At 57.2% G+C, this 20,532-nt stretch carries 22 protein-coding genes; 14 read left to right on the forward strand and 8 right to left on the reverse strand.

What is annotated here, in order from left to right:
* Positions 1 to 61: 61 nt before the first annotated feature.
* Positions 62 to 1,480 (reverse strand): ATP-binding cassette domain-containing protein, encoded by a 1,419-nt coding sequence (locus G462_RS0115130; protein WP_026959732.1) that lies wholly within the window; start codon positions 1,478 to 1,480, stop codon positions 62 to 64.
* 176 nt (positions 1,481 to 1,656) lie between these two features.
* Here G462_RS0115130 and G462_RS0115135 point away from each other — a divergent pair, with 176 nt between their 5' ends.
* From G462_RS0115135 to G462_RS0115165, 7 genes are read left to right on the forward strand one after another with little or no spacing between them, the layout of a single operon-like run.
* Positions 1,657 to 2,772: a hypothetical protein gene (locus G462_RS0115135; protein ID WP_026959733.1), complete on the forward strand. Its 1,116-nt coding sequence runs from the start codon at positions 1,657 to 1,659 to the stop codon at positions 2,770 to 2,772.
* A gap of 9 nt (positions 2,773 to 2,781) precedes the next feature.
* The gene (locus tag G462_RS0115140; RefSeq protein ID WP_035477897.1) at positions 2,782 to 4,557 is read left to right on the forward strand and encodes a bifunctional lysophospholipid acyltransferase family protein/GNAT family N-acetyltransferase; all 1,776 of its coding nucleotides are present in this window, start codon (positions 2,782 to 2,784) and stop codon (positions 4,555 to 4,557) included.
* Positions 4,541 to 5,044, forward strand: coding sequence for a hypothetical protein (locus tag G462_RS0115145; RefSeq protein ID WP_026959735.1), 504 nt, complete (start codon positions 4,541 to 4,543; stop codon positions 5,042 to 5,044). The genes G462_RS0115140 and G462_RS0115145 overlap by 17 nt, the downstream gene beginning before the upstream one ends.
* Positions 5,044 to 5,808, forward strand: a complete 765-nt coding sequence (locus G462_RS0115150; RefSeq protein WP_026959736.1) for an NRDE family protein — start codon at positions 5,044 to 5,046, stop codon at positions 5,806 to 5,808. Before G462_RS0115145 ends, G462_RS0115150 begins: the two co-directional genes overlap by 1 nt.
* The gene (locus tag G462_RS0115155; protein ID WP_026959737.1) at positions 5,805 to 6,260 is read left to right on the forward strand and encodes a YHS domain-containing (seleno)protein; all 456 of its coding nucleotides are present in this window, start codon (positions 5,805 to 5,807) and stop codon (positions 6,258 to 6,260) included. Before G462_RS0115150 ends, G462_RS0115155 begins: the two co-directional genes overlap by 4 nt.
* Positions 6,260 to 6,667: a hypothetical protein gene (locus G462_RS0115160; protein ID WP_026959738.1), complete on the forward strand. Its 408-nt coding sequence runs from the start codon at positions 6,260 to 6,262 to the stop codon at positions 6,665 to 6,667. Before G462_RS0115155 ends, G462_RS0115160 begins: the two co-directional genes overlap by 1 nt.
* A 13-nt stretch (positions 6,668 to 6,680) precedes the next feature.
* The gene (locus tag G462_RS0115165) at positions 6,681 to 8,114 is read left to right on the forward strand and encodes a hypothetical protein (protein ID WP_026959739.1); all 1,434 of its coding nucleotides are present in this window, start codon (positions 6,681 to 6,683) and stop codon (positions 8,112 to 8,114) included.
* Position 8,115: 1 nt separating this feature from the next.
* Here G462_RS0115165 and G462_RS0115170 read toward each other — a convergent pair whose 3' ends face one another.
* From G462_RS0115170 to urtA, 7 genes are all read right to left on the reverse strand, one after another.
* Entirely contained in the window at positions 8,116 to 8,559 is a 444-nt protein-coding gene (locus G462_RS0115170) for an FKBP-type peptidyl-prolyl cis-trans isomerase (RefSeq protein ID WP_281171857.1), read from the reverse strand.
* 61 nt (positions 8,560 to 8,620) lie between these two features.
* On the reverse strand, positions 8,621 to 9,157 hold the full coding sequence (locus G462_RS0115175) for a hypothetical protein (protein WP_026959741.1): 537 nt from the start codon (positions 9,155 to 9,157) through the stop codon (positions 8,621 to 8,623).
* Between the two features lie 160 nt (positions 9,158 to 9,317).
* The gene (urtE, locus tag G462_RS0115180; RefSeq protein ID WP_026959742.1) at positions 9,318 to 10,013 is read right to left on the reverse strand and encodes an urea ABC transporter ATP-binding subunit UrtE; all 696 of its coding nucleotides are present in this window, start codon (positions 10,011 to 10,013) and stop codon (positions 9,318 to 9,320) included.
* A gap of 8 nt (positions 10,014 to 10,021) precedes the next feature.
* Complete coding sequence (gene urtD / locus G462_RS0115185; RefSeq protein ID WP_026959743.1) at positions 10,022 to 10,783, reverse strand: urea ABC transporter ATP-binding protein UrtD; 762 nt, start codon at positions 10,781 to 10,783, stop codon at positions 10,022 to 10,024.
* Positions 10,776 to 12,032 carry an urea ABC transporter permease subunit UrtC gene (urtC, locus tag G462_RS0115190; protein ID WP_035477899.1) on the reverse strand — a complete coding sequence of 419 codons (1,257 nt, stop codon included), beginning with the start codon at positions 12,030 to 12,032 and terminating at the stop codon, positions 10,776 to 10,778. Before urtC ends, urtD begins: the two co-directional genes overlap by 8 nt.
* A gap of 3 nt (positions 12,033 to 12,035) precedes the next feature.
* Positions 12,036 to 13,622 (reverse strand): urea ABC transporter permease subunit UrtB, encoded by a 1,587-nt coding sequence (gene urtB / locus G462_RS0115195; protein ID WP_035477902.1) that lies wholly within the window; start codon positions 13,620 to 13,622, stop codon positions 12,036 to 12,038.
* Between the two features lie 116 nt (positions 13,623 to 13,738).
* Complete coding sequence (gene urtA, locus G462_RS0115200) at positions 13,739 to 14,992, reverse strand: urea ABC transporter substrate-binding protein (RefSeq protein WP_157378635.1); 1,254 nt, start codon at positions 14,990 to 14,992, stop codon at positions 13,739 to 13,741.
* A 477-nt stretch (positions 14,993 to 15,469) separates the two neighbouring features.
* Here urtA and G462_RS0115205 point away from each other — a divergent pair, with 477 nt between their 5' ends.
* The 7 genes from G462_RS0115205 to ureG are packed head-to-tail and all read left to right on the forward strand — an operon-like array spanning position 15,470 to position 20,527.
* Positions 15,470 to 16,342 carry an urease accessory protein UreD gene (locus G462_RS0115205; protein WP_051326780.1) on the forward strand — a complete coding sequence of 291 codons (873 nt, stop codon included), beginning with the start codon at positions 15,470 to 15,472 and terminating at the stop codon, positions 16,340 to 16,342.
* A 10-nt stretch (positions 16,343 to 16,352) separates the two neighbouring features.
* Positions 16,353 to 16,655, forward strand: coding sequence for an urease subunit gamma (gene ureA, locus G462_RS0115210; RefSeq protein WP_026959748.1), 303 nt, complete (start codon positions 16,353 to 16,355; stop codon positions 16,653 to 16,655).
* A gap of 10 nt (positions 16,656 to 16,665) precedes the next feature.
* A complete protein-coding gene (locus G462_RS0115215; RefSeq protein ID WP_026959749.1) occupies positions 16,666 to 17,016 on the forward strand; it encodes an urease subunit beta in 351 nt (116 codons plus the stop codon).
* Positions 17,013 to 18,719 carry an urease subunit alpha gene (gene ureC, locus G462_RS0115220; RefSeq protein WP_026959750.1) on the forward strand — a complete coding sequence of 569 codons (1,707 nt, stop codon included), beginning with the start codon at positions 17,013 to 17,015 and terminating at the stop codon, positions 18,717 to 18,719. The genes G462_RS0115215 and ureC overlap by 4 nt, the downstream gene beginning before the upstream one ends.
* Before the next feature lie 8 nt (positions 18,720 to 18,727).
* Positions 18,728 to 19,177, forward strand: a complete 450-nt coding sequence (ureE, locus tag G462_RS0115225) for an urease accessory protein UreE (RefSeq protein ID WP_026959751.1) — start codon at positions 18,728 to 18,730, stop codon at positions 19,175 to 19,177.
* Positions 19,177 to 19,863, forward strand: a complete 687-nt coding sequence (locus tag G462_RS0115230; protein ID WP_026959752.1) for an urease accessory protein UreF — start codon at positions 19,177 to 19,179, stop codon at positions 19,861 to 19,863. Before ureE ends, G462_RS0115230 begins: the two co-directional genes overlap by 1 nt.
* A 31-nt stretch (positions 19,864 to 19,894) precedes the next feature.
* Positions 19,895 to 20,527: an urease accessory protein UreG gene (gene ureG, locus G462_RS0115235; RefSeq protein ID WP_026959753.1), complete on the forward strand. Its 633-nt coding sequence runs from the start codon at positions 19,895 to 19,897 to the stop codon at positions 20,525 to 20,527.
* The last annotated feature ends 5 nt before the right edge of the window (positions 20,528 to 20,532 follow it).

The raw sequence follows: 20,532 nt of genomic DNA on the forward strand, positions 1-20,532 counted from the left end.
TATGTAGATTGGTATAACATCAGCTTTAACTCTTTATTGCTGACCACCGGTTGATGCTCCGCTAAACCAGCTCAAAGCCGTGCTCGCTAAAGCTTAATCGATGGGTCACGCTGGGCAGGCAGTCTTCTTGGTGGTGGGTCACATACACCAACTGGCAAAGCTGCTGCTCGGCAATCCGCTCCAAGGCAGAGAGCACTACTTGGCGATGCAGAAAATCCAGCCCCTGACAGGGCTCATCCAGCAACAACAGTCGCGGCTGTTTGATCAAGGCCCGGGCAATCAACAGCAGGCGCTGCTGGCCATAGGACAGCTCTTTGAAGGGCAACAGAGCCAGCTCTTCCATCCCCAATAGCGCCAGCCAATCCATCGCCAGACGCTGCTGCGGCAGCGAGGCCGCTTGATAGAGGCCAATCGAATCGAACAAGCCCGATAAGACCACCTCGATGGCCTTGCAGCTGACCCGGTATTGCAGATGCAGCGCCGACGAGACAATGCCCAACTGCTCCTTGATCTGCCAGATACTCTCGCCGCTGCCACGGCGATAGCCCAGCACCTCGATATCGTTGCTATAGCACTGTGGATGATCGCCACTGATAAGGCTCATCAGGGTGGATTTACCGCAGCCATTGGGGCCACTGACCTGCCAATTCTCGCCGGGGTTAATCTGCCAATCCAGCCCGGAAAACAATTCTTCACCGCCATAGCTGACCCGGCCATTGCGAATGCTAAACAGCGGCTGCTCGGCTTGCTCTGGCGCGTCACTGCGCAGCTGTTCGGTGAGTTGCTTGGCTTGTTGCTGGGCCAAACGCGTTAGCTGCTCGCGCTCGGGATTGTTTAGCCACTGCTGACGGCTAAAGGTGCGTGAAAGCCCCTGCTCGTCGAGCAAAGCGACATGGCTAATACACTCAGGCAGCTCCTCATCACGGGAGGTGATCAGCAGCAGCTGGCAGCCCTTGGCTACCTCTTCCAATAGCGTCATCAGTTGCTGCTGGTGCTCCACATCCAAGCCAGCAAAGGGCTCATCCAGTAGCAGCAATCGTGGCGACTTTAATAGCGCCAGCGCCAGCATTAGTCGGCGACTCTCGCCGGTGGAGAGCTGGCGAAAGCCACGTGTTAACAAGGGGGAGAGATCGCACTGGCCCACCACCGTGGTAATCAGCGACGGATCGTCGGATTGCGAGTGCAACAGCTCAGCCACGCTATGGCCAAACTCCTGCACTTGGCTAAAGTCGCTGTCATCTTGCTCCAGCTCTAGCTCCAACAAGCGTTGTTGCTCGGCTAATGACACCAGTTCCACAGGCTCGGGCAGGTTTTCCACCCAGCCCTGCTCAGCGGTGTACAAGCCCGCCAGCCACTCACCTAACAGGCTCTTGCCACTGCCGCTGCTACCAAACAGCGCCCAATGCTGACTAGCTAGATCCCAATCCTTGATGGCTAATTTGTGTTGGCTTCCGGCCAAGGCTAACTGGCAAATTCTCATTAAGCTCTCCTATGCTAAGCAATGTCAGCTTAACTGTGTTAAGTGATTAAGAGAAAGGCAAAAAATGCGCATATTCAACAAAGCGTCATCATCTTCTGGTAGACGTGAATAGTTTTTCTCATCGCATCGGTCTTTCTCATGGCAACTCAGTTTTACACTCATACAAGGACGCATAAGTGACTAGAAAGCCCGAGAAACCCTATGTAAGCCCCGGCATGCCCCAACTCGACACCAGTGGAAAAACCACATCATTTTTCGAGTTCTGGCCTGCGTGGGCGATGTACTTCCCGGTCGCAATCCAGTGGCTGCTGCTCAGCCTGCGCCACCGCAGCTTGATGCTGCCCTTACTGGCCAACCCCAAACTGCCGCTCTCAGGGATGGTTGGCGTGGCCAAGAGTGAACTGTTTGAACAGGCCCGCGGCCAATGCGCCGAGACGATCCTGCCGTGGATCAAAGTGATACGCACCGCCCCCTTTGCCGATGAGCAGCTACCGAAGATTGTGCAAGCCATGGAGCAAGCCAATCTGGCCTTTCCACTGGTCGCCAAGCCCGATATCGGCTGCCGTGGCGTAGGCGTAAAACTGGTGCACAACGAGCAAGAGCTGGCGGGAGCCTTCCGCCACTACCCAGCTGGTGCATCGATGCTGCTGCAAAAGCTGGCCAAGCACGAAGCCGAAGCGGGGGTGTTCTATGTACGTCACCCTAAAGCCGAGCAAGGCAAGATTGTCTCTTTGGCACTGAAGTACATGCCCTACGTGGTTGGTGATGGTCGCTCAAGCCTAAAAGAGCTGATCGCCCAAGACCCACGCGCCAGCGAGCTGCAACACCTGTATCTGCCGCGCCATCAGAATCATCTGGACGACATCATCCCTGAGGGTGAAGCGTTTCGCCTGATCTTTGCCGCCTCACACAGCCGCGGCGCGATCTTCCGCGATGCCAATGACCTGATTACCCCAGAGTTAAGTGCCGCCATCGATGGCCTGATGCAAGATTTGCCGGAGTTCTACTACGGGCGTTTGGATATCAAGTTCGCCGATATCGAGGCGCTGCAAACCGGTAAGGGCCTGGAGATTGTTGAGATCAACAGCGCCAGCTCGGAGTCGCTGCATATCTGGGATCGCGCCACCCCCTTGAGAGAAGCCGTTCGTTCGCTGCTGTTTCAGTATCGAACCCTGTTCGAGCTGGGAGCCGCCCAACGTAAGCGCGGCTTTCGGCCACCACGCCTCCGGGAGCTGCTACGACGCTGGCACCTGGAGCGCACCCTGACCCCGCACTATCCAGAAACTGATTAGAGAATAACTATGACGGAGCAGTACAATCCCTTTCGCATCACCGTGGGACCTCGTTGGTTTTCAGCCACACTGGAACGGGCACTCGGCCTTTACCCATTGGCAGAGAAATACCAACAACGCCCAGAGCGCAGCAAGGACAATGCCGCAGAGTTTTTAGAGCACACCACCAAAGCGCTCGACTTCGACCTGCTGCTAAACAACCCCGAGGCACTGAAATCACTGCCTGAGGAAGGCCCTTTGCTGATTGTGGCCAACCATCCACTGGGCGGGTTGGAAGGGGTGGCGATGAGTAAACTGCTTCTCAAGTATCGACCCGATCTCAAGGTGCTGACCAACGAGCTACTGGCCACCATCCCCGAGTTTAAAGACCTGTTTATCGGCGTGGATGTACTCTCCAAGCAAGCGGCGAAGAAGAACGCCAAGGGCATCCGAACCGCTAGCAAGCACCTCTCTTCCGGTGGCGCACTGATGATCTACCCGGCCGGCCAAGTATCCTGCATCCAAAAGGGTAGCTGGAAGATCTGCGACCGCCAGTGGAACAACTTAGTTGGTCGACTCGCCCGTCGCTACAAGCCCCATTGCCAAACCTTCTATGTGCAAGGCCGCAACTCCCGACTGTTCTACCTAAGCGGGCTGATCCACCCGCGCCTACGCACCCTGATGCTGCCGCGTGAGCTGCAAAACAAGGGCGCTCAGCAGTTCACCATGCAGGCTGGCGCGCTGATCTCCCCCAAAGATTACGCCGAGCTGGAGAGCGATCAGGCGGTCACCGACTACCTGCGTGTGGCCACCGAGCTGCTGAGCCTGCCCGCCAGCCAACAGCGAACCGAGGACAGCAGACTGCCGCCGCTGAGCCTGGTGGAATCCCTGCCCAACGGACGGGTATCGATCCGCCAGCAGTTAGATGAGCTGGAGCCGCGTAAGCTGTTAAGCCAACGCGAGTTTAGTGTCTATTGCGCCCCCTATGCCGAGCTGGGGCCGCTGATGGACGAGATCGCACTGGCTCGCGAGGTCACCTTCCGCGCGGTTGGTGAGGGTACCGGTAAGACCCTCGATAGCGACCAATTCGATCCACACTACTGGCATCTGTTCGTGTGGGATGACAAGGCCCATGCCTTGGTGGGCGGCTATCGCATCGGCCACGCCAAAGAGATTATCCGCGAGCACGGCCTGAACGCGCTGTATAGCCGCTCGCTCTACCACTTCGATGAAAGCTATATCGAGCGCCTTGGCGACTGTCTGGAGATGGGCCGCTCCTTTGTGGTACCCAAGTACCAGCGCCATCCACGCGCGCTAGACCTGCTGTGGCAAGGCATCGGTCACTATGTGGCGAAGCAGCCAGAGCACCACACCCTGTTTGGCTGTGTCAGCATCTCCCGCGAGCTGTCGACGCTGGCACAGGCCTTTATCTCCGATTCGATGGTATCGGCCTTCTGCGCCGAGCAAAAATACCTGCAGAAGGTAAAACCTCTGACCCCCCTTAAGGTGAAGGGCAAGGTGTGGGACAAGGCGATCTTGTCCTCCATCAGCAGTATCTCAGCAATCAACAAGCTGGTAGGGCAGTGCGAGCCCGGTCGCTCGATACCCATCTTGCTGCGTCATTACCTGGCGCTAAACGGGCGTTTTGTCTGTTTTTCAGTCAACACCAGCTTCAACCAATCGCTAGATGGCCTGATTGTTGTCGATTTACGTAAGACCCCGGAGAAATATTTACGACGTTACCTCGGTCCACAAGGATGTGCCGATTTTCTGGCGAAATGGAGAGACGATGAAGCTGCTGCTTAATGCAACCATAGATACTCTGGAACAAGTTAAACAACTGATTGGCTTTGCCTCGGGGCCTTTATATAACCAGCCCTCGGCGCATAGCCAGTCCGGGATAGGCCGCCATGTTCGGCATATCCTCGACCATTTCTGGGCGCTGCAGCTGGGCATGGAGCAAGGCGTGATCGACTACAACCAGCGCCAGCGCGACTCAGCACTAGAGCAGCAGCCTGATCTGGCACTGGCCCGCTGCCAGCAGTTAATCGAATGGCTCGATGGTCAAATTGAGCAAGACAACCCGCTGCAGGTCATCTCCGAGATATCGGTGCATGAGCAGCAGAACATCGAGGTCAGCAGCCTGCTCTCGCGTGAGCTGCTCTACTTGATTAACCACACCATCCACCACATTGCCTACGCCAAGCTGCTCGGCCAACAGCTGGGGCTGCAGTTTGACGCCGCACTGGGCCTCGCACCCAGCACCGCCAGCTACCTGCGAGGCCAGGGCTGATGTGTACCCTGAGCCTGCTGCGCAATGGCAAGGATTGGCTGATCACCATGAATCGCGACGAAGCGCGCGATCGCCATGAAGGTCAGCTGCAGATCCGCCAGCACGGCACCTTGCACTACTGCTATCCGCTGGACCTGCGCGCCGCCGGCAGTTGGTTTGGCTTTAATCAGCAGGGCATGGCAGCGGCCTTACTCAATCGCTACCAAGACCCACAAGCGCTACACAAGCAAAGCCGTGGCGCGCTGGTACCGATGTTGCTGCAACACGCCGATATCGATGCCGCGCTGCAGCAGCTGCGCGCGCAGCTGCTAAGCCAGTTCAACCCCTTCGATTTGTTGCTGTTTGCCAATCACCAACAGTGGCACCTGAGTTGGAATGGCCAGCAAGCTAGCTGGCAACAGCTGGATAGCCCGGATAGCTGGATCCTTAGCTCATCATCCTTTGAAACCGACGCCACCTTGGCCTATCGCTATCAACGCTTCGAGGCATGGCTAAACCAGCCCAAAGCCGAGGAGACCGAAGCGCTCGCCGATCAGATACTGGAAGACGTCCACCTTAACCGCGACGATCCGATTCGTTCAGTGATGATGGACCGCGAGATCGCCCACAGCAAGAGCATCTGCCAGCTGCTGCTGAGCAACCACCGTAAACAACTACGCTACTTCGATGAGACGTCGCTGAACCTTAGCCGCGAAGGCGTGAGCCCCAGCGAGCTGCCGCGACGCCTTGTGACCTTCAAGCCGGACCCCAAGGAGGCCCTATGAAGCACTCACCGCTCGCCCTGTTACTGGTACTGGCCAGCATCTTTTTGCCCGGCCAGGTAATGGCAGCCAAGGACCCGATCTTCACCCCGTGGAGCAGCAATAAAGCGATTCGCGGCTATGATCCAGTGGCCTACTTTACCCAGCAAGCCGCGGTAAAAGGCAGCAAGCAGTACACCTTGGAATGGCAAGGCGCTGACTGGCTGTTTAGCTCAGCGGAAAACCTGGCCGCCTTTGAGGCCGAGCCAGAGCGCTATGCCCCCCAATACGGCGGCTATTGCGCCTATGCCTTGGCCAACGATGAGCTGGCCCCCATCGACCCAGAGCAGTTCACTATTGTCGATGGCAAGCTCTACCTCAACTACAGCGCCAAGATCCAACAGCGCTGGCTGAAGAATCGCGATGAATACATCAGCGATGCCGATGGCCATTGGCCAACGGTGCTAGAGCGCTAATGCTCAAACTCTATCGCCAAGGACTACAAAGCCTCTCACCGTGGCAGATATCACTGCTGGCAGCGGTCATTTATGGCAGCTGGGCGGGTTGGGTGAACAGCGACCATGGCAGCATGGTCGCGCTACGGGCAGGGCTGGTGCAAGCCAGCTATGCCTTTGTCTCAACCGCCTTAGTCACCTACATTGCCCGCTACTTCCTGCTCAAGCCCTGGTCGAGCCCTTGGCCGCTGGCCGCCGCATTGGGCGTGGGCTGGAGCTGCTTGCTGGCGATCCCGCTGTCGCTGCATCACTGGCAGAACACTCCAGATATCTTTGAGGCGATTGCGCCCGGATTAGCCATCGGTACCCTTTATCTGTACAGCTACTGCCACTACTTCGACGGCAATCGCGCTGAAGGCGCTAGCTAGCAGGGCCACCACGATGATCTGGCGGCTAGCGATGCTCTGGCGTATGGCACTGATACTCACCAGTGCACTACTCGCCGCGTGCAGCAGCCGACCACCCGCTCCCCTCGACTGCCATCAAGCGTTAATCGCGCTAGAGCAGCAGATCAGCCGCGATATCGGTATTAGCCTCGGCAATCCCATCGACAACTTACCTGCCTTGCGCAGCGATCGCTTTGTCGAAAGTTGGCTGACAGAGCCACTCGAGCAGTCTCAAGCGCAAGCGCTGATCACGTACATGGCGGCGCTGGCCAAGCGAGCATGGCAACTGGAGTGGGCCCAGCTTTCCCCTGAGCAGCAGCTCGCTTGGGAGTCGCGACTAGCCACTCAAACGCCACAAGGTGAGTTACCACTTACCCACTGCCTAGAGCAGCAGCAATCGACCTACCTACAGCAATGGCAACACACCCTTATTCAGCTGCAAAGCCAACAGCCGGACGATGATTATCAAGACTGGGCGCGGGTACTTGGCCTGTACCCCTTGCTAAAGGGGCCGTTTAAACAGGCCGTTGAGAAAGAGCAGGCACGCCTTGCAGCCGACTGGCAAGCACATATCCCCAACCAAGACCATGCCCTCTACTTGCCTGACGACCATGCAATCGCACCTCTCTGGCCAGCAGCCGATGCGCTAGGCCTGCCCCAGTTTAGCGCCGCCCAGTGGCAGCAACTGGCCATGGCCTACGCACCGCAGTGGCAGATCGCGACCAATGACCCTGCCAATCGGCCGGGTCGGGTTGAGTATCTTCAAGACGAGCAGCTTAGAGTAAATATCGAGAAGCCCAGCTACTACCACTTTGTCAGCTTTGGCAGGCATCACCGGCAGACCACCACTCAACTGAACTATCTGTTGTGGTTTAGCGAGCGGCCCAAGCTCAGCCGCTTCGATTGGGTGGCGGGGCAGCACGACGCCCTGTTGTTTCGCATCCATCTCGACCAGCACGGTGAGCTACTGGCCATGGACAGCGTGCACCTCTGTGGTTGCTGGTATCAGCTGATGCTACCCGAGGGGCGCGGCTATACGGCACAGATGCAAGGCGAGCCGGTGATGATGCAGCGAGTAACCAGCGACTTGCCGGTCAGGCTGCAGGTATCTGCGGATGAGCATCATATCGTTGGGGTAGCAGCGGCCAGCGAGTCGAGCCCTGCCAGCAACCAGATTGCACTCACCGCTCTGCCTTGGGATAGGCTGTATCAGCTAAGCGAGAGCCCAGCGCCGAATAGTTCTGACAAGAGCGCGTTTAACCGCGAGGGGATCGTGCCCGGTTCCCAGCGCCCGGAGCGCTGGTTTTTCTGGCCGATGGGGGTTGCCGATGCGGGTAGCCTACGCCGCTTGGGCGATCATGCCATCGCCTTTGTCGGCAAGCGCTATTTCGACCAAGCCCGGCTGTTAGAAGGCCTTGGCGTCGAGTGAGTTACTCGAATTTAAGCAGGCGAGCGTCCACTACCATCACTGCGTAGGGGCCAATCCCGCTGCCGTTGCCCTTGCGTCCCCATGCCAGCTCTGGCGGGATGACAAACTCATAGCGGGAGCCCAGCGGCATCAGCTGCAGGCCTTCACGCAGACCGGGGATCGCCTCTTGTAGCGAGTATTTGTCGGGCAGGCTTTCTTTATAGGTATCAGCAATCACCGCGCCGTCGGCCAGCAAGATACGCTGGTTAACCGTCACCGTGTCGAACTCGGTAGGGGTCGGCCCTTCCACCTGCTCAATCACCCGATACATCAGACCTGAAGGCAGACAATGGACATCTGCTTTCTGCTGATATTTGGTAATAAACTCTGCGCCGTTGTTCTTGTTACTGCCTGCCGACCCTTTAGCCCGGCGGCGCTGGTTGTTTCGTGCCATACGTCTTTTGATAACTTGCTGAAAAGCTCATCATTATACTCACATCTGAGCGGCTACGCAGCGACTGGGGCCGCTAACTGCGGCTGACATCATCCTGTTCTGTGGTGGTGGCAGTAGGGTTACTGGCAGTCTCCTCCGGCGCCTGCTCGCTCTCGGCGGTCGATTCTTGCTGCGATTGCTGCACCGCTGCCACCAATTGTTCAACTTGCGGACTCGGACGGTGCTCAAGTTTCCATGACAGGTAGAGCAGCATGGCCAGGCACAGCAGGTGTAAGGCTTCAAAAATAGCCAGCAGTAGCGGTAGGTTTAGCTGGGGCGCCAACGCCCGGTCGAGCAGATAGGCCAGCGCACAGACCCGCAGCAGCCACATGCCATGGCGGCTGGCATAGAGCAGCGAGTAGGCCGCCAGCACACTGACAAAGAACAGGCTAAGCGCCCAAGGGAAGCTCAGTGGAAACGGCCCCAAGCGGGTGATCATATCCGATACCTGGAATGCCCCCGACAAGGCCTGCGACAACAAAGCCAGGCTACCCAACAGGGCATAGGCGCTGACCGTAAAGCGTAACCAGCCACGATAGCGAACAGAAAGTAAGGAGTTGAGCTGGCGCATCACGGCCTCCAACGATAGCGAGCGTCAGCTCAATACTAGGGGGAGAGTGACAAGGCTGTCCAAAGTTCCTGCCAATAAGCGCGACCGGGTCAAACAAAACCGCCTTCCGATACAATAAGGCCCCGCTATTTGCAGGGCCTTCATTGAGCATCAAAGCGGATTACACACTCATCCACTGCTTAACTTGCTGAGGATCAACTGCTTGCTTGTCACCTTGCAGCACCACGTTGCCCCGGTCCAGCACGGTGTAGTGATCGGCCAGCTCAACGGCGAAGTCGAAGTACTGCTCCACCAGTACGATGGCCATATCGCCACGGTCCCGCAGGTGAGCCAGTACCCGTTGAATGTCCTTGATGATCGAAGGTTGGATCCCTTCGGTAGGCTCATCAAGCATCAACAGCTTGGGCTGCATCACTAGTGCTCGGGCAATCGCCAGCTGCTGCTGTTGCCCCCCACTGAGGTCACCGCCACGTCGAGCCAGCATCTTTTTCAGCACCGGGAACAGACGGTAGATCTCATCGGGGATCACCCGCTCAGATTTTGGCAGGACCGAGAAGCCGGTTTTCAGGTTCTCCAGCACCGTCAGTTGGCTGAAGATCTCCCGCCCCTGCGGCACAATAGCAATCCCCAGCTTGGCGCGCTGCGCCGCCGAGAGCTTGCTGATGTCCTTGCCTTCAAAGCGGATCGCACCGCCTGAGATACGTTGCTGTCCGGCCAGCGAACGCAGCAGCGTGGTCTTGCCCACACCATTGCGCCCCAACACACAGCTGATTTGGCCAAGCTCGGCCTTTAGATCGATACCATACAGCGCCTGACTGGCACCGTAGTGGCTATCTACATTAGCAATTTCTAACATATATTCCCCTAGCGCCCCAGATACACTTCAATCACTTGTTGGTTCTGTTGAACCTGCTCCAGCGTGCCTTGTGCCAGCACCGAGCCCTCGTGCAACACGGTTACCGGGCAGTCCAGTGCTTTCACAAAGTCCATATCGTGCTCCACCACCACCAGCGAGTGGTCTTGGGCCAGCTGCTTAAACAGCTCGGCGGTCAGCGCGGTCTCTTCATCGGTCATCCCGGCTGCCGGTTCGTCGATCAGCAGCAAGCGTGGCTCCTGCATAATCAACATGCCGATCTCCAGCCACTGCTTCTGGCCATGTGAGAGTGAGCCAGCCAGCCAACTGCGCTTGTCCTGCAGGCGGATCAGCTCCAGCACCTCTTCGATGCGGCCAAAAGACTGATTGCTCAGCTTATGTAGCAGCGATTGGAACACCCCGCGGCCGCCAGAGAGCGCCAGCTCGAGGTTCTCGAATACCGTCAGGTTTTCAATCACCGAGGGCTTTTGGAACTTACGACCAATCCCTAAGTTGGCGATTTCCGCCTCGTCGTGCTGGGTCAGATCGATGTCTTGTTCGAACATCACGATGCCTTCATCAGGGCGAAGCTTGCCGGTAATCACATCCATCATGGTGGTTTTGCCGGCACCATTGGGGCCGATAATCGCCCGCATCTCGCCGGGCTCCATAATCAGTGACAGGCTGTTGAGCGCCTTAAAGCCGTCGAAGCTCTTGGTGACGCCATCCACATATAGCAGGGTATTCTGTGGAATATGCTTTGGCTTAGACATTGGCGGCTCCTTGATCAAGGTTCTTGGGGGTCGGCTCGGCTTGCTTGTCCGGCTCTGGCGCGACCTGAGACGCTTGCTGAGGCTGTGGCTCAGCCTCAACAGCTTGCGCTTGAACCGGTGCTTCAGTATTAGCCCCTGAAGCCGCCTTGCTGCGACGCATCTTGCTCAGCTGAGCACTCAGCCCCACCACACCCTTGGGTAGCCACAATGTCGTTACCACAAACAGGCCACCTAGGAAGAACAGCCACAGCTCGGGGAAGGCGCCGGTAAACCAGGTCTTACCAAAGTTCACCATCCACGCGCCGAAGATCGCGCCAAACAAAGTGCCACGGCCACCAACCGCCACCCAGACAATGCTCTCAATCGAGTTCAGCGGCGCAAACTCGCCCGGGTTGATGATGCCCACTTGCGGCACATACAGCGCACCGGCGACACCCGCCAACATGGCGGAAACCACAAATACGAACAGCTTAAAGCGCTCCACTCGATAGCCAATAAAACGGGTGCGGCTTTCGCTGTCGCGGATCGCAATCAGTACCCGGCCCAGCTTGGAGTTAACAATAAAGCGACACAGCAGATAGCCACCGGCCAGCGCCAGCGCGCTTAGGCTAAACAGCGCGGCCCGGGTACCCGAATGCTGCAGGTTAAAGCCCAAGATATCTTTAAAGTCGGTCAGGCCATTATTACCACCAAAGCCCATGTCGTTACGGAAGAAGGCCAACATCAACGCGTAGGTCAGCGCCTGGGTGATAATCGACAGATACACCCCGGTCACCCGCGAACGGAAGGCCAAATAGCCGAACAGGAAGGCCAGTGCGCCCGGCACCAACAGCACCATCAGCATGGCGAAGCCGAACATATCAAAGCCCTGCCAATACCAAGGCAGCTCAGTCCAGTTCAGGAACACCATAAAGTCTGGCAACAGTGGGTTGGCGTACACCCCGCGCTCACCGATTTGACGCATCAGGTACATGCCCATGGCGTAGCCGCCGAGGGCAAAGAAGGCGCCGTGGCCAAGGCTCAAGATACCGCAGTAGCCCCACACCAAGTCCACCGCAACCGCTAGCAAGGCGTAGCAAAGATACTTGCCCAGCAAGGTCACCCAGTACGATGACAGATAAAAGGTATCGCCCGGCTCAAACACCAAGCTACAAAACGGCACGATAATCGCCAGTGCCAGTAGCACCGCCAGCAGGGCATTGCCCACCTTATCGCGCATCAGAAAAGATACGATAATAGAACGACTCATCGCTTAGTCCTCCACCATGCGGCCTTTCAGAGCGAACATGCCCCGAGGACGTTTTTGAATAAACAGGATGATAAATACCAGCACCAAGATCTTCGCCAGTACCGCACCGGTAAACGGTTCTGCCAGCTTGTTGGCCACCCCAAGGGTCATTGCAGCCACCACAGTGCCGAACAGGTTGCCGACGCCACCGAACACCACCACCATGAACGAGTCGATGATGTAGTTCTGGCCAAGGTTGGGGCCAACGTTGGTTAGCTGACTGAGTGCCACACCGGCAATACCGGCCACCCCAGAGCCCAAACCAAAGGTCATGGCATCCACCCATGAGGAGCGAATACCCATGGCGTTAGCCATCGCCCGGTTTTGCGTTACCGCGCGCACCTGCAGGCCGAAGAAGGTCTTGCTAATCAGCAGCCACAGCGCTGCCACCACCATAAAGCTGAAGATAATGATGTAGAGGCGGTTATAGGTCAGCGCCAGCACGCCGTTGATCTCCAACGAGCCGCTCAGCCACTGCGGAGTGATTACCGCTTGGTTAAGTGGGCCAAAGATACTGCGCACCAACTGCTGGAGCACCAGACTCAGACCAAAGGTCGCCAGCAGGGTTTCCAGTGGTCGGCCGTATAAGAAGCGAATAATCCCGCGCTCGATCAGCACACCCATGGCGCCCGATACCAAGAAGGCCGCAGGGATCGCCACCACCAAGGACAGTTCAATATGCCCCGGCATCAGCTGCTGCACCACGTAGGTGGTGTAGGCGCCCAGCATGATCATCTCGCCGTGGGCCATGTTGATCACGCCCATCACGCCGAAGGTGATCGCCAGACCCACCGCCGCCAATAGCAGCACTGCGCCTAAGCTCAGCCCGAAGTACAGGTTCTCGGCAGCGCGATTGAGTTTAAGTAGCTGCTGGTTACGCGCCACCGACTCATTGATTGCTGCTAATACCTCAGCGTTTTGCTCGTCAGATTGGGCACGCAATAGCGCATTACGCGAAGGGGCATCCATGCGTCCGCCCAGAAACTCAGCCGAGCTCTGACGCTGGGCGTCATCGCCATTTTCCAACAAGATAATCGCTTGCAGCTCGCGCAGTTTGTCCTGCACCTTGGCGCTGGTTTCAGCAACTAAGCGCTGCTCGACCAAGGGAAGTTGCTCGGCCTCTACGTTGGCCATCAATGAGCGCACCGCACTAAAGCGGGCATCTTCATCGGGGCCGGCTAGGGCCATCATTGCCAGACCCGAGCGGATCTCGCGGCGTATTCTGTTGTTAACGGTAATCCGTTTTATTTTTGATTTGGCTACCTCTCCGAGGGACTCGCCCTGTAGATCGGTCAGCAGGAAGCTCCTGCCACTCTTCGTTGCAATAACCAGCTGGCGATCGGCTTTCACGTAGTAAAGCTCAGCATCTAACATGCCTTGAAGCGCGACCGCGTTACGCGGGTCATCAAACTCCAGCATGGCCTCAATCGCTGCCAGTTTGTGATTACTGCTTTTTCCGGTCAGGCCGCTGGCGGCTTGTTGCCAATCGTCGGCGAGTACGCCGAAGCTCAGTACAACCAGTCCAACAAGACCGAGCAGTTTATTTAGCATAGTTTTCACGACAACCTCTCCTGGTGAAACTACTTTATGTGCGCGCACCGGCGTGCGCTTAGAAGCGGGGCAGCAAGGCTGCCCCGACTTAAGGCTTGGCTAGCTAACTACTGGGATTAGTAGTTTTGGCCAGAACACTGAGAGGTAGTGATGTTGAAGTTGCCGCAGGAGATAGGCGCGGTCCAGTCAGCCACCAGGTTGGCACTCTCTGGCAGGTGATCGGTCCATGCATCACCGATTACGCCACCAGCAGTTTGCCATACCACGTCGAACTGACCGTCTGCTTGGATCTCACCGATCAGTACTGGCTTGGTCAGGTGGTGGTTGGTGTTCATTACCGCATAGCCACCGGTCAGGTTAGGTACGGTAATGCCGTACATGGCGTCACGTACGCTGTCCACTTCCACAGAGCCGGCTTTCTCAACCGCTTCTGCCCACATCTTGAAGCCGATGTAGGTCGCTTCCATTGGGTCATTGGTTACGCGCTCTTCTGAGCCGATAAAGCTCTGCCACGCACCGATGAACTCTTCATTCAGCTCGCTATCGGCGCTTTGGAAGTAGTTCCAAGCCGCCAAGTGACCGACCAACGGCGCAGTATCAAAGCCAGATAGCTCTTCTTCACCCACCGAAAAGGCCACAACAGGAATGTCTTCCGCGGCGATGCCTTGGTTAGCCAGCTCTTTGTAGAACGGCACGTTAGCATCACCGTTAATGGTGGACACTACTGCAGTCTTCTTGCCCGCTTCACCGAATTTCTTGATGTCAGATACGATGGTCTGCCAATCAGAGTGGCCGAATGGGGTGTAAGAGATCATGATGTCTTCGTCAGCCACACCGGCAGTTTTCAGGTAGGCTTCCAGGATTTTGTTGGTGGTACGTGGGTAAACGTAGTCGGTTCCCGCCAATACCCAGCGCTCAACACCTTCTTCGCCCATCAGGTAATCCACCGCTGGGATAGCCTGCTGGTTTGGCGCAGCTCCGGTGTAGAATACGTTTTTAGAGCTCTCTTCGCCTTCGTACTGTACCGGGTAGAACAGCAGGCCGTTTAGCTCTTCAACCACTGGCAGTACCGACTTACGCGATACCGACGTCCAGCAACCAAAGATCACATCTACCTGCTCTTTTTCTAGCAGTTCACGGGCTTTCTCGGCGAACAGCGGCCAGTCAGAGGCAGGGTCAACCACAACCGGCTCGAGCTTCTTACCTAGCAAGCCACCGGCCTTATTCTGCTCTTCCACCATCATCAGTACGGTATCTTTCAAGGTGGTTTCACTGATAGCCATGGTGCCTGACAGCGAGTGCAATACCCCAACCTTGATGGTTTCTGCTGCTTGAGCCAGCGACATACCGGAGGTAAGCGCCAAAGCCATAGCTGAAGCGGCCAGCTGTTTGCTCCAGCGAGAAGAGTGTTGTTTCTGTTGTGTCATGGTTAAAGTCCTTTTCTATGTGTGTTTGCCGCTATCGAACGCTAGCTCTTCGACAGCGAGGCTAATCAGGCTGGAGCAGACTCTGTGCCAGATCCCCTCAGCCCAGAGCTGACGCGACTTTAGTCGCATATGGGACATATTTATTCAGTGGAAGCTGCACAATAAAGGCGCGAAGAATCAGCAGCTTGCACCAAAATGAGCAAAAACTCACAAAGCACCAAAATGAGGCAAAGAAGCAGGAAATGCCGCACCATATGAGTGCAACACTGATCAGATAAGCTATTGATAAACTTGCTAAAGGCAGAGGGCGCGCCCTTCTTCAAAGCTGGCTTAGTCTTTGCTCTTGTTTATAGCTCTACCCCTTGGTGGTAGTCCGATTTCGAATAAAAATTCTAAAAAAAGCAGGAAATACCTCGTCCAATGGATGTTATTGAGCAAATGGAAGCGCAGACCGAGACCAGCTTGCGCAGCTGGCCTGCCCGTTTAGATCTCGGTTTTGCACAACTTGTGGGCAAAACCCGGCTATTGCATAACCATAGCCAGGGGCCACTGCGCGTTCAGCGTCCGTTTTTCCCCGCTGACGACAGCGCCTGTCACTGTTATCTGTTGCATCCGCCCGGAGGCTTAGTGGCCGGCGACCATCTACGTATCGGCGTAGACTGCGCTGAGGCGAGCCAAGTGCTGCTGACCACGCCTTCATCCGGCAAGGTCTATCGCTCCAACAAACTGCGCCAAGCACAGATCCAACAGCAGCAGTTTAGCCTGGCCGAAGGCAGCCAACTGGAGTGGCTACCGCCAGAGACCATTGTGTTCGACGGCGCGCAGGGCGAGCTGCATTCTCGTTTCGACTTGGCCGAAGACGCTCGCTTAGTCGCCTGGGAGATCACCTGCCTGGGCCGCCAAGCGGGCAATCACCCGCTGACTGAAGGCAGCCTGAAGCAAAGTATTGAAGTGTGGCGCGGCGAGCGCCCACTGCTGTTGGAGCATACCCGCATAGATGCCGCCAGCAGCCTGAATAACCCCGCCGCACTCGCGGGAAAAACCGTCTACGCCTGTATGTTGGCCACGGTGGATCACCTAAGTGACACCGAGCAGCAACAAATCCAACAACAGCTGCGTGACATGATTGACGATAAGGCCTTGGCCATGACCCTGATCCGCGGACTACTGGTGCTGCGCTATCTGGGGGATCGCGCCGATCGGGCCATGGATCACTTTAAAGCCAGCTGGCAAGTACTGCGCCCTTCTGTAATGGGACGCCCCGCCAGCCCGCCACGAATATGGAATACCTGAGGATAGAGCTATGGAATTAAGCCCAAGAGAGAAAGATAAGCTGCTGTTATTCAGTGCCTTCTTGCTGGCCGAACGGCGCAAAGAGAAGGGATTGAAACTGAACTACCCGGAAGCTGTCGCCTATATCTCCGCTCAGATCGTTGAGGGTGCCCGCGAAGGCCGCAGCGTTGCCGAGCTAATGAGTTGGGGACGCACCCTGCTCAGCCGTGAGGAGGTGATGGACGGCATCCCCGAGATGATCCATGAGGTTCAGGTTGAGGCCACCTTCCCCGATGGCACCAAGCTGGTCACCGTTCACAATCCCATCCCCTAAGGAGCAGAGCATGATCCCTGGAGAACTGATTATTGAAGCCGGTGAGATCGAACTGAATGTCGGCTTGGCGACCATCGAGGTCGAAGTATCCAACAGTGGCGACCGCCCGATCCAAGTGGGCTCGCACTACCATTTTGCCGAAACCAATCCCGCGCTGCTGTTTGACCGCGCCGCGGCGCGTGGTTTTCGTCTGAACATCCCTGCCGGCACTGCCGTGCGCTTCGAACCCGGCCAACACCGCTCCGTTGAGCTGGTAGCACTTGCTGGCGAGCGCGAAGTCTTTGGCTTCCGCGGTGAGGTAATGGGCGATCTGGACAAAAGCGAGCAGATCGATGACGACGAACAAGGAGAGCAATCATGAGCAGCATGGATAAGCGCGCTTATGCCGAGATGTTCGGGCCCACCGTGGGCGACCGCGTTCGCCTCGGCGACACCGAACTGATCATCGAAGTAGAGAAAGACTTTGCCCAATACGGCAGCGAAGTAAAATTTGGCGGCGGTAAGGTAATCCGCGATGGCATGGGCCAAAGCCAAGCCGGTGCCAACAAGGTGCCGGATACCCTGATTACCAACGCCTTGATTTTGGACCACTGGGGCATCGTCAAAGCCGACGTGGCCATCAAAGACGGCCGTATTATGGCCATCGGTAAGGCCGGTAACCCGGACATTCAAGATAATATCGACATCAACATCGGTGCCGGTACCGAAGTGATTGCCGGTGAAGGCCAAATCCTCACCGCTGGCGGCGTTGACTCGCACATCCACTTTATCTGCCCACAGCAGATTGAAGAGGCGCTGATGTCAGGCACCACCACCATGATCGGTGGCGGTACTGGCCCTGCTACGGGCACCAACGCCACCACCTGTACTCCGGGTGCCTTCCACTTAGGCAAGATGCTGCAAGCCGCCGAAGAGTTTCCGATGAACATCGGCTTCCTCGGTAAGGGTAACGCCAGCCTGCCGCGCCCTCTGGAAGAGCAGCTGCAAGCCGGCGCCATGGGCCTTAAGCTACATGAAGACTGGGGCACCACCCCGGCCTCCATCGACAACTGTCTGGAAGTGGCCGAGCGCTACGACGTGCAGGTGGCCATCCACACCGATACCTTGAACGAGTCCGGCTTTGTGGAAGACACCTTGGCCGCCTTTAAAGACCGGGTGATCCACACCTATCACACCGAAGGCGCCGGCGGCGGCCATGCCCCCGACATTATCACCGCCTGTGAGCTGCCCAACGTGCTGCCATCGTCCACCAACCCAACCCGCCCTTACACGGTCAACACCGTGGATGAGCATCTGGACATGTTGATGGTCTGTCACCACCTCGATCCGGCCATTCCAGAAGATGTGGCCTTTGCCGACTCAAGGATCCGCAAAGAGACCATCGCCTCGGAAGACATCCTGCATGATCTGGGCGCGTTCTCGATGATCGCCTCAGACTCACAGGCCATGGGCCGGGTGGGCGAGGTGATCTGCCGTACCTGGCAAACCGCCCACAAGATGAAGGTGCAGCGCGGCCTGCTGCCAGAAGACCAAGACCTGGGTTGCGATAACTTCCGCGCCAAGCGCTATGTGGCCAAATACACCATTAACCCTGCGATTACCCACGGGATCAGTGAAGAAGTGGGCTCGGTGGAAGTGGGCAAACTGGCCGACTTGGTGCTGTGGAAGCCGGCCTTCTTTGGCGTGAAGCCGTCGATGATTATCAAAGGTGGCGCAATTGCCGCAGCGCCAATGGGCGACCCGAACGCCTCGATCCCCACTCCTCAGCCGGTGCACTACCGTCCGATGTTCGGCAGCTACGGTAAGGCCATGAAGCAGACCCGCATCAGCTTTGTTAGCCAAGCCGCACTGGAAGCCAATATCGACCGGGTGTTGGGGCTGGAGAGCCAGGTTATCGCCTGTAAGAACACCCGCACTATCAGCAAGGCCGACATGATCCACAACAGCTACCAGCCCAAGATGGAGGTCAACTCCCAGACCTACGAGGTGCGGGCCGATGGCGTGTTGCTGGAGTGCGAGCCTGCCACTGAGCTGCCGCTAGCTCAGCGTTACTTTTTGTTTTAGGAGTCCCCATGTTAAAGGTCTATCAATGCCTCAAACACTGTCATGAAAAAGCTCGCCACCAGCTGGAGTTGAGCTTTGACCTGCGCAAGAAGGCCCGCTTCAAAGCGCTGACCACCGACGAAGTTGAGGTTGGCCTGTTCCTGCCACGAGGCCAAGTGCTGCAAGACGGCCAGGTGCTGCAAGCCGAAAGCGGCGAGCTGATCGAAGTGAAAAGCGCCGCCGAAGAAGTGGTTACCGCCTATGCTGACGATCCGCTGATCTTCGCCCGGGTGTGCTACCACCTCGGTAACCGCCACACTCCGCTACAGATCGGTGACAACTGGCTGCGTTTCCAGCCCGATCATGTGCTGCAGGATTTAGTGGAGATCTACGGCCTGCGCTGCGAGCAACATCAAGCGCCATTTGAACCCGAGAGCGGTGCCTACCACAGCCATTTGCCAACGGGACACAGCCATTAATGGATAGCGCTCAGTTTAACCCCGGTTTGGCGCAGCTACAGCTGCTGCGCCTCTCCTGCCCCTCGCTACCGGTGGGCGGCTTTGCCTACTCGCAAGGGCTGGAGTTTGCCATCGAAGAGGGCTGGGTCAGCAACCCTGAGCAGCTACGCGGCTGGCTGCAAGGGGTATTGACTGAAGGGCTAGCGCAGCTGGACCTGCCGATTTTGGCAAGGCTTTATCACGCTTGGCAGCAAGGCGATTACCACGAGTTCGAACGCTGGAATCTACGCCTGATAGCCAGCCGTGAAACCGCCGAGCTGGAGCTAGAAGACTTGCAGATGGGACGCGCCCTGCGCGAGCTACTGCGCAGCGTGGCGCCGACTACCTTCGACAAGCTCCCCAGCGAGGACTACAGCTGGACGGCGGTATTCGCCGCCGCCGGTTGCCACTGGCAGATCCCTCTGGATGCCCTGACTGATGGCTACCTGTGGAGCTGGCTGGAGAACCAGTTAACCGTGGCAGGCAAAACCCTCCCCTTGGGGCAAACCGCCTGCCAACTGCTGTTGAACGATCTGCTGCCGCTGTTGCCGCAGGCACGTCAACAAGGATTGAGTCTCAATGACTCACAGATTGCCGGCTCGCTGCCCGCCTTAAGTATGGCCAGCAGCCTGCACGAAACCCAATACTGTCGTTTGTTCCGTTCGTGAACAAAGGGCATAGAAGAGCCAAGGAAATATTATGAGCAACAAACAAACCCTACGCGTCGGTGTCGGCGGCCCGGTCGGCTCGGGCAAGACCGCACTTCTCACCAACCTGTGTCGCGAGCTGCGCCACCGCTTTAACTTGGCTGTGGTCACCAACGACATCTACACCAAGGAAGATGCCCAGTTCCTGCTGCGTAACGAAGCATTGGAAGAAGACCGCATCCTTGGCGTGGAGACCGGCGGCTGCCCGCACACCGCCATCCGTGAAGATGCCTCAATGAACTTGGCGGCGATTGCCGAGCTGCAAAAGCGCCACCCGGGTTTGGACTTGGTGCTGGTAGAGAGCGGCGGCGATAACCTTAGCGCCACCTTTAGCCCGGAACTGAGCGATCTGACCCTCTACGTTATCGACGTTAGTGCTGGCGACAAGATCCCCCGCAAAGGCGGCCCCGGTATCACCAAATCTGACCTGCTGATTATCAACAAAACCGACTTGGCCCCCATCGTGGGTGCGTCACTCGAGGTGATGGACCGCGATGCCAAGAAGATGCGCGGCGATCGCCCGTTTGTCTTCAGCAACCTGAAAAGCGGCCAAGGCCTGCAAGAGATCATCAATTTCATTATCGAGCAAGGCATGCTGGAAGAGTCAGCTGCGCTCAGCAAATAAGGTAA

Origin of the sequence: Aliagarivorans taiwanensis DSM 22990 (assembly GCF_000429505.1) — a bacterium.
In the GTDB taxonomy this organism is placed as follows: Bacteria; Pseudomonadota; Gammaproteobacteria; order Enterobacterales; family Celerinatantimonadaceae; genus Aliagarivorans; species Aliagarivorans taiwanensis.

What these genes read in the sequence shown, in the direction of transcription:
- G462_RS0115130 (WP_026959732.1), bottom strand. Translation starts at nt 1,480, where the DNA reads ATGAGAATTTGCCAGTTAGCCTTGGCCGGAAGCCAACACAAATTAGCC.
- G462_RS0115140 (WP_035477897.1), top strand. Translation starts at nt 2,782, where the DNA reads ATGACGGAGCAGTACAATCCCTTTCGCATCACCGTGGGACCTCGTTGG.
- G462_RS0115145 (WP_026959735.1), top strand. Translation starts at nt 4,541, where the DNA reads ATGAAGCTGCTGCTTAATGCAACCATAGATACTCTGGAACAAGTTAAA.
- G462_RS0115150 (WP_026959736.1), top strand. Translation starts at nt 5,044, where the DNA reads ATGTGTACCCTGAGCCTGCTGCGCAATGGCAAGGATTGGCTGATCACC.
- G462_RS0115155 (WP_026959737.1), top strand. Translation starts at nt 5,805, where the DNA reads ATGAAGCACTCACCGCTCGCCCTGTTACTGGTACTGGCCAGCATCTTT.
- G462_RS0115160 (WP_026959738.1), top strand. Translation starts at nt 6,260, where the DNA reads ATGCTCAAACTCTATCGCCAAGGACTACAAAGCCTCTCACCGTGGCAG.
- G462_RS0115165 (WP_026959739.1), top strand. Translation starts at nt 6,681, where the DNA reads ATGATCTGGCGGCTAGCGATGCTCTGGCGTATGGCACTGATACTCACC.
- G462_RS0115175 (WP_026959741.1), bottom strand. Translation starts at nt 9,157, where the DNA reads ATGCGCCAGCTCAACTCCTTACTTTCTGTTCGCTATCGTGGCTGGTTA.
- urtE (WP_026959742.1), bottom strand. Translation starts at nt 10,013, where the DNA reads ATGTTAGAAATTGCTAATGTAGATAGCCACTACGGTGCCAGTCAGGCG.
- urtD (WP_026959743.1), bottom strand. Translation starts at nt 10,783, where the DNA reads ATGTCTAAGCCAAAGCATATTCCACAGAATACCCTGCTATATGTGGAT.
- urtC (WP_035477899.1), bottom strand. Translation starts at nt 12,032, where the DNA reads ATGAGTCGTTCTATTATCGTATCTTTTCTGATGCGCGATAAGGTGGGC.
- urtB (WP_035477902.1), bottom strand. Translation starts at nt 13,622, where the DNA reads ATGCTAAATAAACTGCTCGGTCTTGTTGGACTGGTTGTACTGAGCTTC.
- urtA (WP_157378635.1), bottom strand. Translation starts at nt 14,992, where the DNA reads ATGGCTTTGGCGCTTACCTCCGGTATGTCGCTGGCTCAAGCAGCAGAA.
- G462_RS0115205 (WP_051326780.1), top strand. Translation starts at nt 15,470, where the DNA reads ATGGATGTTATTGAGCAAATGGAAGCGCAGACCGAGACCAGCTTGCGC.
- ureA (WP_026959748.1), top strand. Translation starts at nt 16,353, where the DNA reads ATGGAATTAAGCCCAAGAGAGAAAGATAAGCTGCTGTTATTCAGTGCC.
- G462_RS0115215 (WP_026959749.1), top strand. Translation starts at nt 16,666, where the DNA reads ATGATCCCTGGAGAACTGATTATTGAAGCCGGTGAGATCGAACTGAAT.
- ureC (WP_026959750.1), top strand. Translation starts at nt 17,013, where the DNA reads ATGAGCAGCATGGATAAGCGCGCTTATGCCGAGATGTTCGGGCCCACC.
- ureE (WP_026959751.1), top strand. Translation starts at nt 18,728, where the DNA reads ATGTTAAAGGTCTATCAATGCCTCAAACACTGTCATGAAAAAGCTCGC.
- G462_RS0115230 (WP_026959752.1), top strand. Translation starts at nt 19,177, where the DNA reads ATGGATAGCGCTCAGTTTAACCCCGGTTTGGCGCAGCTACAGCTGCTG.
- ureG (WP_026959753.1), top strand. Translation starts at nt 19,895, where the DNA reads ATGAGCAACAAACAAACCCTACGCGTCGGTGTCGGCGGCCCGGTCGGC.